General features: G+C 72.2%; 16 protein-coding genes. 9 read left to right on the top strand and 7 right to left on the bottom strand.

Annotation, left to right across the window (positions count from 1 at the left end):
* The first annotated feature begins 113 nt into the window (after positions 1 to 113).
* The 5 genes from V3C34_RS11265 to V3C34_RS11245 all read left to right on the top strand — a co-directional run bounded on the left by V3C34_RS11265 (position 114) and on the right by V3C34_RS11245 (position 6,801).
* A complete protein-coding gene (locus V3C34_RS11265) occupies positions 114 to 1,712 on the top strand; it encodes an ABC-F family ATP-binding cassette domain-containing protein (RefSeq protein WP_346007176.1) in 1,599 nt (532 codons plus the stop codon).
* 80 nt (positions 1,713 to 1,792) lie between these two features.
* Complete coding sequence (locus tag V3C34_RS11260) at positions 1,793 to 3,442, top strand: nitrite/sulfite reductase (protein ID WP_346008561.1); 1,650 nt, start codon at positions 1,793 to 1,795, stop codon at positions 3,440 to 3,442.
* Positions 3,439 to 4,179, top strand: coding sequence for a phosphoadenylyl-sulfate reductase (locus V3C34_RS11255; RefSeq protein ID WP_346007175.1), 741 nt, complete (start codon positions 3,439 to 3,441; stop codon positions 4,177 to 4,179). The genes V3C34_RS11260 and V3C34_RS11255 overlap by 4 nt, the downstream gene beginning before the upstream one ends.
* A 10-nt stretch (positions 4,180 to 4,189) precedes the next feature.
* Positions 4,190 to 4,837, top strand: coding sequence for a sirohydrochlorin chelatase (locus V3C34_RS11250; RefSeq protein ID WP_068323880.1), 648 nt, complete (start codon positions 4,190 to 4,192; stop codon positions 4,835 to 4,837).
* Positions 4,838 to 4,917: 80 nt separating this feature from the next.
* Positions 4,918 to 6,801 (top strand): ABC transporter ATP-binding protein, encoded by a 1,884-nt coding sequence (locus V3C34_RS11245; RefSeq protein WP_338539319.1) that lies wholly within the window; start codon positions 4,918 to 4,920, stop codon positions 6,799 to 6,801.
* 4 nt (positions 6,802 to 6,805) lie between these two features.
* Here the strand turns inward: V3C34_RS11245 and V3C34_RS11240 are convergent, their stop codons facing one another.
* Genes V3C34_RS11240 through V3C34_RS11230 form a run of 3 tightly spaced genes read right to left on the bottom strand, consistent with a single transcriptional unit; the run spans position 6,806 to position 8,069 of the window.
* Positions 6,806 to 7,576 (bottom strand): SURF1 family cytochrome oxidase biogenesis protein, encoded by a 771-nt coding sequence (locus V3C34_RS11240; RefSeq protein ID WP_338538076.1) that lies wholly within the window; start codon positions 7,574 to 7,576, stop codon positions 6,806 to 6,808.
* Positions 7,576 to 7,791, bottom strand: a complete 216-nt coding sequence (locus V3C34_RS11235) for a hypothetical protein (RefSeq protein WP_068323887.1) — start codon at positions 7,789 to 7,791, stop codon at positions 7,576 to 7,578. The genes V3C34_RS11240 and V3C34_RS11235 overlap by 1 nt, the downstream gene beginning before the upstream one ends.
* Entirely contained in the window at positions 7,788 to 8,069 is a 282-nt protein-coding gene (locus V3C34_RS11230) for a DUF3099 domain-containing protein (RefSeq protein WP_338538078.1), read from the bottom strand. Before V3C34_RS11230 ends, V3C34_RS11235 begins: the two co-directional genes overlap by 4 nt.
* Before the next feature lie 134 nt (positions 8,070 to 8,203).
* Between V3C34_RS11230 and fabG the strand changes: the two genes are divergently transcribed.
* Together fabG and fabI are read left to right on the top strand one after the other, a co-directional pair.
* Positions 8,204 to 8,914, top strand: a complete 711-nt coding sequence (gene fabG, locus V3C34_RS11225) for a 3-oxoacyl-[acyl-carrier-protein] reductase (RefSeq protein WP_068421384.1) — start codon at positions 8,204 to 8,206, stop codon at positions 8,912 to 8,914.
* Positions 8,915 to 8,962: 48 nt separating this feature from the next.
* Positions 8,963 to 9,718: an enoyl-ACP reductase FabI gene (fabI, locus tag V3C34_RS11220; protein ID WP_068323893.1), complete on the top strand. Its 756-nt coding sequence runs from the start codon at positions 8,963 to 8,965 to the stop codon at positions 9,716 to 9,718.
* A gap of 135 nt (positions 9,719 to 9,853) precedes the next feature.
* Here the strand turns inward: fabI and serB are convergent, their stop codons facing one another.
* Both serB and glgC read right to left on the bottom strand, forming a co-directional pair.
* Positions 9,854 to 10,552, bottom strand: a complete 699-nt coding sequence (serB, locus tag V3C34_RS11215) for a phosphoserine phosphatase SerB (protein ID WP_068323952.1) — start codon at positions 10,550 to 10,552, stop codon at positions 9,854 to 9,856.
* Positions 10,553 to 10,562: 10 nt separating this feature from the next.
* Entirely contained in the window at positions 10,563 to 11,813 is a 1,251-nt protein-coding gene (glgC, locus tag V3C34_RS11210) for a glucose-1-phosphate adenylyltransferase (protein ID WP_068323955.1), read from the bottom strand.
* 57 nt (positions 11,814 to 11,870) lie between these two features.
* On the opposite strand from glgC, the gene glgA reads away from it, so the two are divergent.
* Positions 11,871 to 13,067, top strand: a complete 1,197-nt coding sequence (glgA, locus tag V3C34_RS11205) for a glycogen synthase (RefSeq protein WP_068421387.1) — start codon at positions 11,871 to 11,873, stop codon at positions 13,065 to 13,067.
* On the opposite strand, the gene V3C34_RS11200 is transcribed toward glgA, so the two are convergent.
* A complete protein-coding gene (locus V3C34_RS11200; RefSeq protein ID WP_068323962.1) occupies positions 13,040 to 13,576 on the bottom strand; it encodes a GNAT family N-acetyltransferase in 537 nt (178 codons plus the stop codon). The genes glgA and V3C34_RS11200 overlap by 28 nt on opposite strands.
* On the bottom strand, positions 13,558 to 14,313 hold the full coding sequence (locus V3C34_RS11195) for a hypothetical protein (protein WP_346007174.1): 756 nt from the start codon (positions 14,311 to 14,313) through the stop codon (positions 13,558 to 13,560). Before V3C34_RS11195 ends, V3C34_RS11200 begins: the two co-directional genes overlap by 19 nt.
* Before the next feature lie 37 nt (positions 14,314 to 14,350).
* On the opposite strand from V3C34_RS11195, the gene V3C34_RS11190 reads away from it, so the two are divergent.
* On the top strand, positions 14,351 to 15,139 hold the full coding sequence (locus V3C34_RS11190) for an ABC transporter ATP-binding protein (RefSeq protein ID WP_068323968.1): 789 nt from the start codon (positions 14,351 to 14,353) through the stop codon (positions 15,137 to 15,139).
* Positions 15,140 to 15,149 lie beyond the last annotated feature (10 nt).

Below are 15,149 nucleotides of genomic sequence, written 5' to 3'. Positions count from 1 at the left end.
GCGGTCCTCCAGGGGGGGTGCGGTCCGGTCGGACCGGCACGGATGCGGTGACGGTGGGATCTGCGACTTACACTAACCGCCGACCCACCTTCGTACCTGCAGGAGAACCACCCGTGATCACAGCCAGCGGCATCGAGCTGCGCGCGGGGTCCCGCATCCTGCTCGAGGACGCCTCCTTCCGGGTCGCCGCGGGCGACCGGGTCGGCCTCGTCGGGCGCAACGGGGCGGGCAAGACGACGCTCACCAAGGTCCTCGCGGGCCAGGGGCAGGCGGCGGCGGGCTCGGTCACCTCCAGCGGTGGCATCGGCTACCTCCCGCAGGACCCGCGCACCGGCGACCTCACCGTCACCGCGCGCCAGCGCATCCTGTCCGCCCGCGGGCTCGACCGCATCGTCACCGACCGGGCGACCGCGGAGCAGCGGATGGCCAGCGCGGACCCCGAGACCCTCGAGCGCGCCATGGCGCGCTTCGGCCGGCTCCAGGAGGAGTTCGAGGCAGCCGGTGGCTACGCCGCGGAGTCGGAGGCGGCGAGCATCGCCTCCGCCCTCGGCATCGACGAGGGCCGGCTCGACCAGAGCCTCGAGACCCTCTCCGGCGGCCAGCGGCGAAGGGTGGAGCTGGCCCGCATCCTCTTCTCCGGCAACGAGACGCTTCTGCTCGACGAACCGACCAACCACCTCGACGCCGACTCGATCGGCTGGTTGCGCGACCACCTGAAGAGCTACAAGGGCGGGCTGATCATCATCAGCCACGACGTCGAGCTCCTCGAGGTCGTGGTCAACCGGGTCTTCCACCTGGATGCCAACCGCTGCGAGATCGACCAGTACAACATGGGCTGGAAGAACTACCTCCAGCAGCGCGAGACCGACGAGCGGCGCCGCAAGCGCGAGGTGCAGAACGCGACGAAGAAGGCCGGCGCCCTCCTGGACCAGGCCGAGAAGATGCGCGCCAAGGCGACCAAGGCGACGGCCGCGCAGCAGATGATCAAGCGCGCCGAGCGGATGCTCGCCGGCGTCGAGGGAGAGCGAACGCAGGACCGCGTGGCGAAGCTGCGCTTCCCGGACCCCGCCCCCTGCGGGCGGACCCCCCTTCGTGCCTCAGGCCTGTCCCGGTCCTACGGGAGCCTGGAGATCTTCACCGACGTCGACCTCGCGATCGACCGGGGGAGCAAGGTCGTCGTCCTCGGGTTCAACGGTGCCGGCAAGACGACGCTGCTGCGGATGCTCGCCGGCGTCGATGCCCCCGACACCGGCCAGGTCGAGCCGGGCCACGGCCTGAAGCTCGGCTACTACGCGCAGGAGCACGAGAACCTCGACGTCGACCGCACGGTGCTGGCCAACATGAAGTCGGCCGCCCCCGACCTCGGCGAGACCGAGGTGCGCAAGGTGCTTGGCTCCTTCCTCTTCACCGGGGACGACGTCGACAAGCCGGCCGGGGTGCTCTCTGGCGGCGAGAAGACGCGCCTGTCGCTCGCCCTGCTCGTCGTCTCCAGCGCCAACGTCCTGCTCCTCGACGAGCCGACCAACAACCTGGACCCGGCGAGCCGTGAGGAGATCCTCGGGGCGCTGTCGACCTTCAAGGGCGCGGTCGTCCTCGTGACGCACGACGAGGGCGCCGTCGACGCGCTCGAGCCGGAGCGGATCCTCCTGCTGCCCGACGGCGTCGAGGACTTCTACAGCGCGGACTACCGGGACCTCGTCACGCTGGCGTGAGCCCCGGCTGCCCGGCAGGTGAGATGCATAACGACAGGTTATGGATTCGATAAGTCCGGCCGTAGGATGAGCGGGTGACTGTGACGACCCGCCCCACCCGCAGCAAGTCCAACGGCGCCTGGGCCGACGGCGACCGCACCCCGTTGAACCACAACGAGGAGTTCAAGCTGGAGGACGACGCGCTCAACGTGCGCGCGCGCATCGAGGACGTCTACGCCGAGGGTGGCTTCGCCTCGATCGCCCCGGACGACCTCAGCGGTCGCTTCCGCTGGTGGGGCCTGTACACGCAGCGCAAGCAGGGGCTCGACGGCACCCACACGGGTGAGGACGGCCTCGACGACGAGTACTTCATGATGCGCGTGCGCAGCGACGGCGGCCGGGTGAGCACCGAGCAGCTGCGCACCATCGCGGGCATCAGCACCGAGTTCGCCCGGGACACCGCCGACATCTCCGACCGGCAGAACATCCAGCTGCACTGGGTGCGCATCGAGGACGTCCCCGAGATCTGGCGTCGCCTGGAGTCCGTGGGACTGTCGACGACCGAGGCCTGCGGCGACTGCCCGCGCACCATGCTCGGCTCGCCGGTCGCCGGCATCGACAAGGACGAGATCATCGACGGCACGCCGGCGATGGACATCATCAAGCGCCAGTACATCGGCAGCCCCGAGTTCTCCAACCTCCCGCGCAAGTACAAGACGGCGATCTCGGGCTCGCCGCACCTCGACATCGCTCACGAGATCAACGACATCTCCTTCGTCGGCGTCGTGCACCCCGAGCTCGGCCCGGGCTTCGACGTGTGGGTCGGCGGTGGCCTGTCGGTCAAGCCGATCTTCGCCCAGCGGCTCGGCGTCTGGGTCTCCCTCGAGGACGTCCCGGCGGTCTGGCACGGCGTCACCTCGATCTTCCGCGACCACGGCTACCGCCGGCTGCGCAACAAGGCGCGGCTGAAGTTCCTCATGGCCGACTGGGGGCCGGAGAATTTCCGTCAGGTCCTCGAGCAGGACTACCTCGGCCGGGCCCTGCCCGACGGGCCCGAGGCGGTCGCGGCCCCCGGCAGCCGCCGTGACCACGTGGGCATCCACGAGCAGCAGGACGGCCGGGTGTGGGTCGGCGCGGCCCCCATCGCCGGTCGCATGACGGGCACCAAGCTCACCCGGCTGGCCGAGCTCGCCGAGGCCGCGGGCAGCGAGCGCATCCGCTTCACCCCGCACCAGAAGGTCCTCGTGCTCGACGTCGAGCCCGAGCGGTCCGAGCAGCTGGCCGTCGACCTCAAGGACCTCGACCTCGAGGTCTTCCCGAGCGAGTGGCGCCGCAACGTCCTGGCCTGCACCGGCCTGGAGTTCTGCAAGCTCGCCCTCACCGACACCAAGAACCGGGCCCGCTGGACCGTCGAGGAGCTCGAGAAGCGCCTCGACATCGACGTCCCCTTCAGCATCCACTTCAACGGCTGCCCCAACAGCTGCGCCCGCAGCCAGGTCGCCGACGTGGGCCTGAAGGGCATGCTCGAGAAGAAGGAGGACGGCTCCCACGAGGAGGTCTTCCAGGTGCACCTCGGTGGTGCCCTCGCCGAGGACACCGCACTGGCGCGCAAGACCCGCGCGCTGAAGGTCCGCGGCGACGACCTGCCCGACTACATCGAGCGGCTGGCCCGCACCTACCTCGCCCAGCGCGAGGAGGGCGAGCCCTTCCGCCTGTGGGTCCGGCGCGCCGAGGAGGACGACATCCGATGACGAGCACCATCTCGACCGACCGTCTGCAGGAGCTCGCCCGAGCCGGCGAGGAGCGTTTCGCCGCGCTCGAGCGCGAGCTCGGCGACACGCACGAAGGGAGGGTCGAGCTGGGCCGTCAGGCGCTGGCCTGGGCCCACGAGACCTTCGGCGCCGGCCTGACCGTCGCCAGCTCGATGGGCGACGAGGTCCTCGTCCACCTCGTCGGCACGACACTGCAGGACGCCGACGTCTTCTTCCTCGACACCGGCTACCACTTCGCGGAGACGATCGGGACGCGGGACGCCTACGAGGCCATGCTGCCGATCCGGCTGCGCACCATCTACCCGAAGCTCACCGTCCCCGAGCAGGACGCGGAGCACGGCCCCCGGCTGCACGACCGCGACCCCAACCTGTGCTGCGCGATGCGCAAGGTCGAGCCGCTCAACCGTGCCCTCGAGGAGCACGACGCGTGGGTCACCGGCATGCGGCGCGAGGACGCCCCGACGCGCACGGACATCACCGTCGTCGGCTGGGACGACAAGCGCGCCATGGTCAAGCTCAACCCGATCGCGGGCTGGACCCAGGACGACGTCGACCAGTACGCGGCCGAGCAGTCGGTCTTCCTCAACCCCCTTCGCCAGAGCGGATACGCCTCCATCGGTTGCGCCCCGTGCACCCGACCCGTCGCCGAGGGCGAGGACGCGCGCGCCGGACGCTGGTCCGGCACGGACAAGGTGGAGTGCGGGCTGCACACGTGATGGTCGGTCCGTGACGACCGTCCTGCTGGCACACGGGTCCCCGGACCCGCGGCACGCCAGCACCCTCGAGCGACTGCGGCAACGCGTCGAGGCCCCGCTCGAGGCGATGGGTCGGGGCGCGACCCGACTGGTCTACCTCGAGCACGACCATCCGCAACCGCACGAGCTGGGTGCGGAGCTGACCGACGAGGTCACCCTCCTGCCGATGCTCATCACCCCCGCCTTCCACGCCCGCGTCGACGTCCCCGCAGCCGCGCGGGCCCTCGGCGCCGGCGGGGCGCCCGTGCGCGTCGCGCCGGCACTGGGCGGCGACCCGCTCCTCCTGCTCGCCGTCGAGGAGCGCCTGCGCGCGGCCGGCCACGACGCCGACGCCGCGGTGCTGCTCGTCGCCGGCGGGTCCAGCTCCGGGCAGGCCGGGCAGAGCATCCGCACGCTCCTGGACGCCCACCCTCGCCCGGGGTGGCTCACGATGACGCTCGCCGCCCCCCGCGCCGGCGCGGCGAGCGGTCGGGTCGTCGTGCCCGCGACCCTCGCCGAGGGCGTGCTCCACGACAAGGTGGCCGCGCTCGCCCGGGCGGCGGGCGCCCCCTTCGTCCCCGGCGGGCTCGCGGACACCGGCGCCGTCGCACGACTCGTCCTGCGCCGCGTCCTGGGCTGAACCGCGCACACTGGGGGTGCGGGGGAATCCCGCAGGCGCCCGGGCGGTTGTCGTCCCCGGACGACGAGGAGCAGCAGATGATGATGAACAGCGCCTGGGGACTCATGCAGTCGATGAGCCACGGCGAGAGCGCGAAGGGGACACCCCTCCCGCCCGGCACGGCCCGACGGGTCCTGGGCTACGCCACACCCTTCAAGCGCACGATCGCGGCCTTCCTCGCGCTCGTCGCGGTCGGCTCGCTCACGGTCGTCGCCGTGCCGCTGCTCCTGCAGCGCCTCATCGACGACGGGGTGACACCGCAGGACCGCCGCGTCGTCGTGACGCTGGCGCTGCTCGTCGCGCTCATCGCGGTCGTCGAGGCAGTCACGACCCTCGCGCAGCGGTGGTTCTCCGCGCGCATCGGTGAGGGGCTGATCCACCTGCTGCGCACCGAGGTCTTCTCGCACGTGCTCCGTCAGCCCATCGCCTTCTTCACCCGCGCCCAGACCGGGGCCCTGGTCAGCCGGCTCAACAGCGACGTCATCGGCGCCCAGCAGGCCTTCACGACCGTGCTGTCCTCGGTCGTCAGCAATGTCATCTCGCTCGTGCTCATCATCGGCGCGATGCTCACGCTCTCGTGGCAGCTGACCCTCGCGGCGCTGGCCCTCGTGCCCTTCTTCATCGTCCCCGCCAAGCTCATGGGCCGGCGTCTCGCCGGTCTGTCCTCGGAGCAGATGAACCTCAACGCCGACCTCGGCACGCAGATGACCGAGCGGTTCAACGTCGCCGGCGCGCTGCTCGTGAAGATCTTCGGCCAGCCGGCCCGGGAGATCGAGCAGTACGACCTGCGGGCCGCGCGCGTGCGGGACATCGGTGTGCGGATCGCCGTCAACCGCGCCCTCTTCTTCGTCATGCTCACCGCCCTCGCGTCCCTCGCGACGGCCATGGTCTACGGCGTCGGTGGCCTCATGGCCGTCGAGGGCGGGCTCACCGTCGGCACGCTCCTCGCCCTCGCGGCCCTGCTCGCGCGGCTCTACGGACCGCTCACCGCGATCTCCAACGTGCACGTCGACGTGCTCACCGCGCTCGTCTCCTTCGCCCGCCTCTTCGAGCTGCTCGACATGCCCTCGAGCATCGTCGAGACCGAGGACGCCCGACGGCTCCCGGAGGGCGAGGCCCTGGCCGTCGAGCTGGACGACGTGCACTTCACCTACCCCGGTGCGGACACCATCTCGCTGCGCTCCCTCGAGGGCGCGACGACCGGTGACCGCGAGGAGGGCGGCCCGGTGCTGCAGGGCGTGACCTTCCGCGCCGAGCCCGGCCAGCTCGTGGCGCTCGTCGGCCCGAGCGGCGCCGGCAAGAGCACGATCACCTCGCTCGTCACCCGCTTCTACGACCCGACGCAGGGAGCCGTGCGGATCGGCGGCGTCGACCTGCGCGAGGCCACCCTGGAGTCGGTCGCCGACACGGTCGGGATGGTCACCCAGGAGGCACACCTCTTCCACGACACCCTGCGCGGCAACCTCGCCTACGCCAAGCCGGACGCGACCGAGGAGGAGATGTGGGCGGCGCTCGAGGCCGCGCGCATCGGCCACCTCGTGCACTCGCTGCCCGCCGGCCTCGACACCGTCGTGGGGGACCGGGGCCACCGCCTGTCCGGCGGCGAGAAGCAGCGCTTCGCCATCGCCCGGCTGCTGCTGAAGTCACCCGCCGTGCTCATCCTCGACGAGGCGACGGCGCACCTGGACAGCGAGTCGGAGGTGGCCGTGCAGCGGGCGCTCGACACCGCGCTCGAGGGGCGCACGGCGATCGTCATCGCGCACCGGCTCTCGACGATCCGCAAGGCGGACCAGATCCTCGTCGTCGACGACGGACGCGTCGTCGAGCGCGGCCGGCACGCCGAGCTCATCGCCCGGGGCGGCGTCTACGCCGACCTGTACACCACGCAGTACGCGGAGAGCGACGAGCCGATCGAGGTGGGCTGACGGCTCAGCCGTCCTCCTCGTCCCAGATGCGCACCTTCCTGGGGCGGGGGGTGGACGGGTCGGCCTCCTCCGCCTCGCGGCGCAGCGCGACGACCACGAAGACCCACAGTGCCGGGATCACGAGCCACCACTGGATGGCGTAGGCCAGGTGCGGCCCGGTGTCGGTGTCCGGCACCTCGAGCGGCTCGGGGCGCTCGCCCTCCGGGGACTCCTGCTGCAGCTCGAGGTAGGCGCCGAGCACCTGCCCGTCGACCTGCTCGGACACCTCGTCGAGGTTGATGCTCGCGACCTGTCCGGCGGGCAGGTCCCGGCCCAGGCTCGCCTCGCCGAGGCGCACCCACCCGGTCACGGTCACCTCCCCGGAGGGGACGGCTGGGACCTCGGGGGCGACGTCGGCCCCCTTCGGGCTGTTGGGGACCCAGCCCCGGTCGACGACGAGGACGTCCCCGTCACCGAGGCGAAGGGGGACGAGCACCTCGTAGCCGTACGTCCCGTCGAGCGGACGGTTGCGCACGAGGAGCTGCTCGTCGGCGAGGTACTCGCCGGTGGCGCTCACCCGCGTCCACTCGTCGTCGACCCCGACCGGTGCCGCGGTGAGGACGTCGGCCACCGGGACCGGCTCGGCCTCGTAGTGCTCGGTGATCCGGTCGGCGCGCGCGGAGCGGTCCTCGTACTTGCCCCACTGCCACTGGCCGAGCCAGACGCATGCGAGCGAGACGAGGAGGACGAGGGAGAACCACCCGAGCCACCTCGGGGTGAGGGCACGGCGCAGCATCAGCCCGCGTCGGCCGGGATCTCGTCGAGGGCGCACGTGGTGACGGGGAACCCGCGGACCGACAGGTGCTCCTGCAGGACGCTCTCGTGCTCGTCGCAGGCCAACCAGACCTTGCGGCGGGACTCGTCGTGGATGCGGGGGTTGCGCCACAGGACCGCCCGGGTCGCCGCGGCGCGGCACGCCTTGCGGCTGCACACGAGGTCGGGCTCGCTCATCGCGGCCCGAGCTGGCGGGGCGCGTCGGAGGTCCGCAGGCTGGCGTCCGGGTCGACGTCGCGCGGGTTGACCGCGTTGACGAGGACGACCGCGACGTAGGGCAGGACCACCGCGAGCAGGACGCAGGTCCAGCGCAGCCAGCCCTCGAAGAAGTAGGCCCCCACGAAGCACACCGTGCGCAGCGCCATCGTCATGAGGTACTGACGCATCCGGCCGCGTTGCTCGTCGTGCAGCGAGACCGGGGCCGTCGTGACGGACTGGACGGGGACGTGGGACACGTCTTCAGGGTACGCCGCGGGCCCGTGAGCGGGTCCCGCGGGGCGGGCAGGACTCCGCGTACCGGGCGGTAGTGCTCTAGCGTCGGAGCCGAGGTGACCGGAGGCACATCCGGTCCAGCGACGACGGGAGTGGGATGACATCGCGGCGAGTGCTCGTCACGGGAGGCAACCGAGGGATCGGCGAGGCCATCGCCCGCCGGCTGCAGGCGGACGGCCACCGGGTCGTCGTGACCTCGAGGTCGGGTGACGCGGTCGACGGACTCGACGTCGTCGCCTGCGAGATCACCGACAGCGACTCGGTGGACGCGGCCTTCGCCGCGGCCAAGGAGCTGCTCGGCGGTGACATCGAGGTGCTCGTCGCCAACGCCGGGATCACCAAGGACACGCTGCTCATGCGCATGTCCGACGACGACTTCTCCGCGGTCGTCGACACCAACCTGCACGGGACCTTCCGGTGCGTCCGCCGGGCCGCGACCGCCATGGTCAAGGCCCGCTTCGGTCGGGTCATCATGATCTCCAGCGTCGTCGGGCTCTACGGGTCGCCGGGCCAGACCAACTACGCCGCCTCCAAGGCGGGCCTCGTCGGCATGGCGCGCTCGATGACCCGCGAGCTCGGCGCCCGAGGGATCACCGCCAACGTCGTCGCCCCCGGCTTCATCGAGACCGACATGACGGCCGAGCTGCCCGAGAAGACCCGCGCCGAGTACCAGAGCGCCATCCCCGCACGTCGCTACGGCCAGGGCGACGAGGTCGCCGCCGCCGTCGCCTTCCTCGCCTCCGACGAGGCGTCCTACATCTCCGGCGCGGTCATCCCCGTCGACGGTGGCCTCGGCATGGGCCACTGAGTGAGCCCCAACAGCCCATCCTCCGCGCAGCACGAAAGGCACCAGCAGATGCTCACCGGCAAGACCTTCCTCATCACCGGCGTCCTCATGGAGTCGTCGATCGCCTTCCACGTCGCCAAGCTCGCGCAGGAGCAGGGCGCGCAGGTCATCCTCACGAGCTTCGGCCGGACGATGAAGATCACCAGGACCATCGCCAAGCGGCTCCCGCAGGAGGCGCCCGTCATCGAGCTCGACGTCACGAGCGAGGAGGACCTCGCCGCCCTCGCCGACCGCATCGGTGAGCACGCCGAGCGCCTCGACGGTGTCCTGCACTCCATCGGCTTCGCGCCCGAGGGGGCCTTCAACTTCCTCGACGCGTCGTGGGAGGACGTCTCGACCGCGGTCCACGTCTCGGCGTACTCGCTCAAGGCCCTGGCCGTCGCCGCGCTGCCGCGGATGACCGAGGGTGGCTCCGTCGTGGGCCTGACCTTCGACGCGAGCTTCGCCTGGCCGGTCTACGACTGGATGGGCGTGGCCAAGGCCGCCTTCGAGTCGACCAACCGCTACCTCGCGCGTGACCTCGGGCCGAAGGGGGTCCGCTGCAACCTCGTCGCCGCCGGCCCGATCCGCACGACCGCCGCGAAGTCGATCCCCGGCTTCGAGCAGTTCGAGGAGTCCTGGGACGGCCGCGCACCGATGGGCTGGGACGTCAACGACCCGGTACCGACCGCGAAGGCCTGCACGATGCTGCTGTCCGACTGGTTCCCCGCCACGACCGGCGAGATCCTGCACGTGGACGGCGGCGTCCACGCGATGGGCATCTGAGGCTCGACCGCCTTCCCGCCCCGCGCCCCCGCGCTCCGCTCCACGCGCTCCGCTCCGCTCCGCCCCCGCTCCGCGCCCCCGCGCTCCGCGCCCCGCTCCCTGAGGAGGTCGCGAAGCGACCGTCTCGAAGGGCGCTCAGGCGAGCGGGTGGCCCCCTTCGTCGTCGGCCTGCGGAAGCGGGTCGATGCCGAGGACGTCGAGGACGAGACGTAGGTCCGGCTCGTCGATCGCGACGTCGGCCTGCTCGCGGACCGCGGGCTTGGCGCAGAAGGCGATGCCGAGGTGCGCGGCCGCCATCATGTCCAGGTCGTTGGCGCCGTCCCCGACGGCCACGGTGCGGTCCATGTCGATGCCGGCACTGGCGGCGAGGCGGATGACGAACTCGGCCTTGGCCGCGCGGTCCACGACGTCGCCGAGCACGCGGCCGGTGAGGTGCCCGTCGACGACCTCGAGCTGGTTCGCACGGACCGACGGGATGCCGAGCTCACGGGCGAGGTCGTCGACGACCTCGGTGAATCCGCCCGAGACGATCCCGACCGTGTGACCGGCCTCGGTGAGGGTCGTGACGAGCGTGCGTGCGCCCGGGGTGAGGCGCACGGCGCTGCGGACCCGGTCGAGCACCTCCACGGGCAGGCCCTCGAGGGTCGCGACCCGCGCGTGCAGGCTCTGCGCGAAGTCCAGCTCGCCCCGCATCGCCGCCTCGGTGACGGCGGCGACCTCCTCGCGTGTCCCCGCGTGCTCCGCGAGGAGCTCGATCACCTCGTCCCGGATGAGGGTGCTGTCGACGTCCATGACCAGGGCGAGCGGACCGTCGCCGGGGAGGGTGCGTGGCATGCCCCGCAGTCTAGGAGTGGTCGAAGACGTGGCCCTTGCCGACCACCGTGATCCCGGACTCGGTGACGAGCAGCCCTCGGGCGCGGTCCTCCTCGCGGTCGTGCCCGATCCGGATCCCCTCGGGCAGGCGCACGCCCTTGTCGATGATGACGCGCCGCAGCTGGGCGTGGCGCCCCACGTCGACCCCGTCGAGCAGGACGCTGTCGAGGACCTGGCTGTAGCTGTGCACGAAGACCCCGGGGGAGAGGACGGAGTTGTCCACGTGCCCACCGGAGACGACCACCCCCGGGGAGACGAGTGAGTTCGTGGCCCCACCCGCCCGCTCGCCGTCACCGTGGACGAACTTCGCCGGGGGGTAGGTGCCGTGCAGGGTGTTGATCGGCCAGTCGTAGTTGTAGAGGTTGAAGACCGGATGGATCGAGGTCAGGTCGAGGTGGGCATCGAAGTAGCTGTCGAGCGTGCCCACGTCCCGCCAGTACCCCCGGTCGCGGTCGGTGGACCCGGGGACGACGTTGTCCGCGAAGTCGTAGGCGTAGGCGCGCTCCTGGGCGACGAAGGAGGGGATGATGTCCCCGCCCATGTCGTGCTTGCTGCCGCCGTGGTTGGAGTCCGAGGTCACGGCGTCCATGAGCGCCTCGGTGCTGAAGACGTAGTTGCCCATCGACGCGAAGATCTCGTGCGGCGCGTCCGGCAGTCCCTGCGGGTCGGTCGGCTTCTCGCGGAAGGCGGTGATGCGGCGCCCGTCGGCGCCGACCTCCATCACGCCGAACTGGTCGGACATGGCGATCGGTTGGCGGATCGCCGCGACGGTGCACGCGGCATCCGTGTCCAGGTGCTGCTCGACCATGAGGGAGAAGTCCATGCGGTACACGTGGTCGGCGCCGACGACGACGACGAGGTGGGGCCGCTCGTCGGTGATGGCGTTGAGCGACTGGTAGATCGCGTCCGCGCTGCCGGTGTACCAGCTCTTGCCGCGACGTTGCTGCGCCGGGACCGCGGCCACGTAGTGACCGAGCGGCGAGGCGAGGTTCCAGGCCTGGCTCACGTGCCGGTCGAGGCTGTGCGACTTGTACTGGGTCAGGACGATGACCCTCGGGTACCCGGAGTTGACGACATTGCTCAGCGCGAAGTCGACGAGGCGGTAGATCCCCCCGAAGGGGACGGCCGGTTTCGCTCGGTCCGCGGTGAGGGGCATGAGGCGCTTGCCCTCGCCCCCGGCGAGGACGATCGCCAGGACCTTGGGCTGACCACGCTTGACCATGCGGTGCTCCCTTCGCTCCACCGCCGAACCTAGTCCCTCCGGGCCTACGCTGGGCGGGTGCGCGTCGACATCTTGTCCAAGGAGTACCCCCCGGCGGTCTACGGCGGTGCCGGGGTCCACGTCGCGGAGTTGAGCCGCGCCCTGCGGGAGCGTGGTGACATCGACGTGCGCGTGCGCTGCTTCGGCGACCCCAGGGACGAAGGGGGGACGACCGGCTACCCCGACCCGCCCGGCCTCGTGGGGGCCAACCCCGCCCTGACGACGATGGGCGTCGACCTGGCCATGGCGGCGGACTGCGGGGGAGCGGACCTCGTGCACAGCCACACCTGGTACGCCAACTTCGCCGGCCACACCGCCTCGCTGCTGCACGGCGTGCCGCACGTCGTCTCGGCGCACAGCCTCGAGCCGCTGCGCCCGTGGAAGGCCGAGCAGCTCGGCGGCGGCTATGCCCTCTCGTCGTGGGTGGAGCGCACCGCCTACGAGGCGGCAGCCGGGGTCATCGCCGTCAGCCACGGCATGCGGGCCGACATCCTGCGCAGCTACCCCTCGATCGACCCCGAGCGGGTCCACGTCGTGCACAACGGGATCGACGCGCAGCTGTGGCGGGCGCAGCCCGACGAGGAGGTCGTGCGACGCCACGGGGTCGACCCCGACCGTCCGTCGGTCGTCTTCGTCGGCCGGATCACCCGGCAGAAGGGCCTGCCCCACCTCCTGCGCGCGGCTCGCGAGCTGCCGCCCGAGGTCCAGCTCGTGCTGTGCGCGGGTGCGCCGGACACCCCCGAGATCCTCGCCGAGGTCGAGGCGCTGATGAGCGACCTGCGCGCGTCGCGCGACGGGGTCGTGTGGATCCGCGAGATGCTCCCCCGGGCCGAGGTCATCGCGCTGCTCACGGCCGGCGCGGTCTTCGCCTGCCCGTCCGTCTACGAGCCGCTCGGCATCGTCAACCTCGAGGCGATGGCGTGCGGGCTGCCCGTCGTCGCGACGGCCACGGGCGGGATCCCGGAGGTCGTCGTCGACGGGGGGACCGGGTGGCTGGTCCCGATCGAGCAGGTCCAGGACGGGACCGGGGCGCCCGTCGACGCCGACCGCTTCGAGAGCGACCTCGCCGCCGCCCTCACGGACGCCCTCTCCGACCCGGCCCGTGCCGCCGAGCGGGGTCGCGCCGGCCGGCAGCGGGCGGTCGAGCACTTCTCGTGGGGCAGCATCGGCGAACGCACCCTCGAGGTCTACTCTGCCGTGCTCGGCCACTCCTGACGGGTCATCTCGGCGACGACCTCGCCGAGCTCCGCGCCGGGCAGCGGGTCCGGCCAGTGACGGACCTCGACGCGCACCTCCCGCATCCCGAGGCGACGCATCACGCCCCGTGACCCGGCGTTGACGTACATCGTCTCGGCACGCACGAGTCGCAGCGCGGGGTCGGCGAAGCCGTCGTCCAGCACGGCCCGGGAGCCCTCCACGGCCAGGCCCTGCCGCCACGCGCGCCGGGCGAGCCGGTAGCCGAGCTCGGCGGTCCCCCCTTCGCGCGGCCACAGGGCCCACCACCCCACGGGACGCCCATCGACGTACCCGACCCACATCGGGCCGGGCAGCCGCGGGGCCCAGTACTCCCTGGCCTCCCGGGCGGTCCGCGCCCGACCGGTGAGGTGTCGCATGACCTCGGGGTCGGCGTCGAGCTCGACGAGGAAGGGGAGGTGCGCCGCGGTCGCCGGCACGAGCGTCATCCGGCCGGTCCGCAGCCGGCGGGTCACCGGCTCGGCACCCACCCGGCCAGCTGGGCGCAGGCCGCGTTGGTCGCGTCGGCGAGCGTCCGCTCGCACTCCCGGGCCAGTCGGCGAAGTGCGGCGGAGCGCGCGTTGTCGTGCGCGGCCGTGACGGCCCCCGACGCCTGCAGCCCCAGATCGGTCGCGACGGCGACGGTCCCGGCGAGGCCGATGACCCGGCGCGCCCGGTCCGGCAGGGCGTCCGGCAGGGCCCAGTCGGTGCCGAGGCGTTCGTCGACGAGGTCGCGGGAGAGGTCGTCGGACCACGGGGTGCCGCCGATCTCGTCGAGCTCGGTGACCGACTCGAGCAGCTGGCGCCGCAGATGGCGCTCCAGCTGGGACAGCTCGAGGGCCTCGACGCGGTGCGGCGGCACGGGGTCGGCGTCGTGCGCCATCCAGTCGATGCGCAGGCCCCGGGCGCCGGCCGAGCCGTAGGTCGAGACCGTCGGCACGAGCATCCCGCCGATGCCGGCGACGTAGAGCGCCTCGCCGGCCACGGTGGCGGCATCGGCGGCCACCGGTCCGCAGCGGGGGAGCCCGGCGAGGTCACCCGGGCCGGGGAGCGCGACGAGGAGCGCTCCCTCCCCGAGGTCGTGCCAGAGGCCGACCTGCTCCACGAGCCCCTCGGTGTGGTCGACGTCAGGCAGGGCCCGCTCGACCGCGCGGGCAGGGCTCGAGCCGACGGACCACGCGTGCGTGACCCACAGGGCGACACGGACGGAGGCGGGCAGCTCGGGCATCTGTCAGATGGTAGTTCGCGGCGGTTAGGGTCGGAGCATGAGTGACGTCCTCGCCCTGGCCGGAGCCACCGTCGTGCGCGGGGAGACGACCCTCCTCAGCGACATCGACTGGGAGGTCGAGGAGGGCCAGCGCTGGGTGGTCCTCGGCCCCAACGGTGCCGGCAAGACGACGCTGCTCCAGCTGGCCTCGGCCCGCATGCACCCGACCCGCGGCGTCGTCGGGATCCTCGGGGAGGTCCTGGGCGCCGTCGACGTCTTCGAGCTGCGTCCGCGCATCGGCCTGGCGTCCGCCTCGCTGGCCGAGCGCATCCCGGGCGACGAGCGCGTCGCGGACGTCGTCGTGACCGCCTCCTGGGGGGTCGTCGGCCGGTGGCGGGAGTCGTACGACGGCCTGGACCACGAGCGGGCCCGTGAGCTGCTCGACGCCCTCGGCGCCGGGCACCTCGTCGACCGGACCTACGGCACCCTCTCGGAGGGAGAGCGCAAGCGCGTGCAGATCGCCCGCGCGCTCATGACCGACCCGGAGCTGATGCTCCTCGACGAGCCGGCCGCGGGTCTCGACCTCGGTGGTCGCGAGGACCTCGTGCACCGGCTGGGCGTCATCGCCGGCGACCTCGAGGCACCGGCACTCGTCATGGTCACGCACCACGTCGAGGAGATCCCGCCGCACTTCACCGACGTGCTCCTGCTCCGCGAGGGCGAGGTCGTCGCGCAGGGACCGATCGAGATCACCCTGACGGAGGCCAACCTGTCGCAGACCTTCGGGGTCGACCTCGTCCTGGAGCAGCACGGCAACAGGTGGTCCGCACGCGCCCGCACCCAGTGAGCGACAGGGC

The organism is Janibacter terrae, assembly GCF_039636765.1.
GTDB lineage: Bacteria > Actinomycetota > Actinomycetes > Actinomycetales > Dermatophilaceae > Janibacter > Janibacter terrae.
The sequence above is the reverse complement of the archived record's forward strand: the minus strand, read 5'-3'. Positions and strand labels throughout refer to the sequence as shown.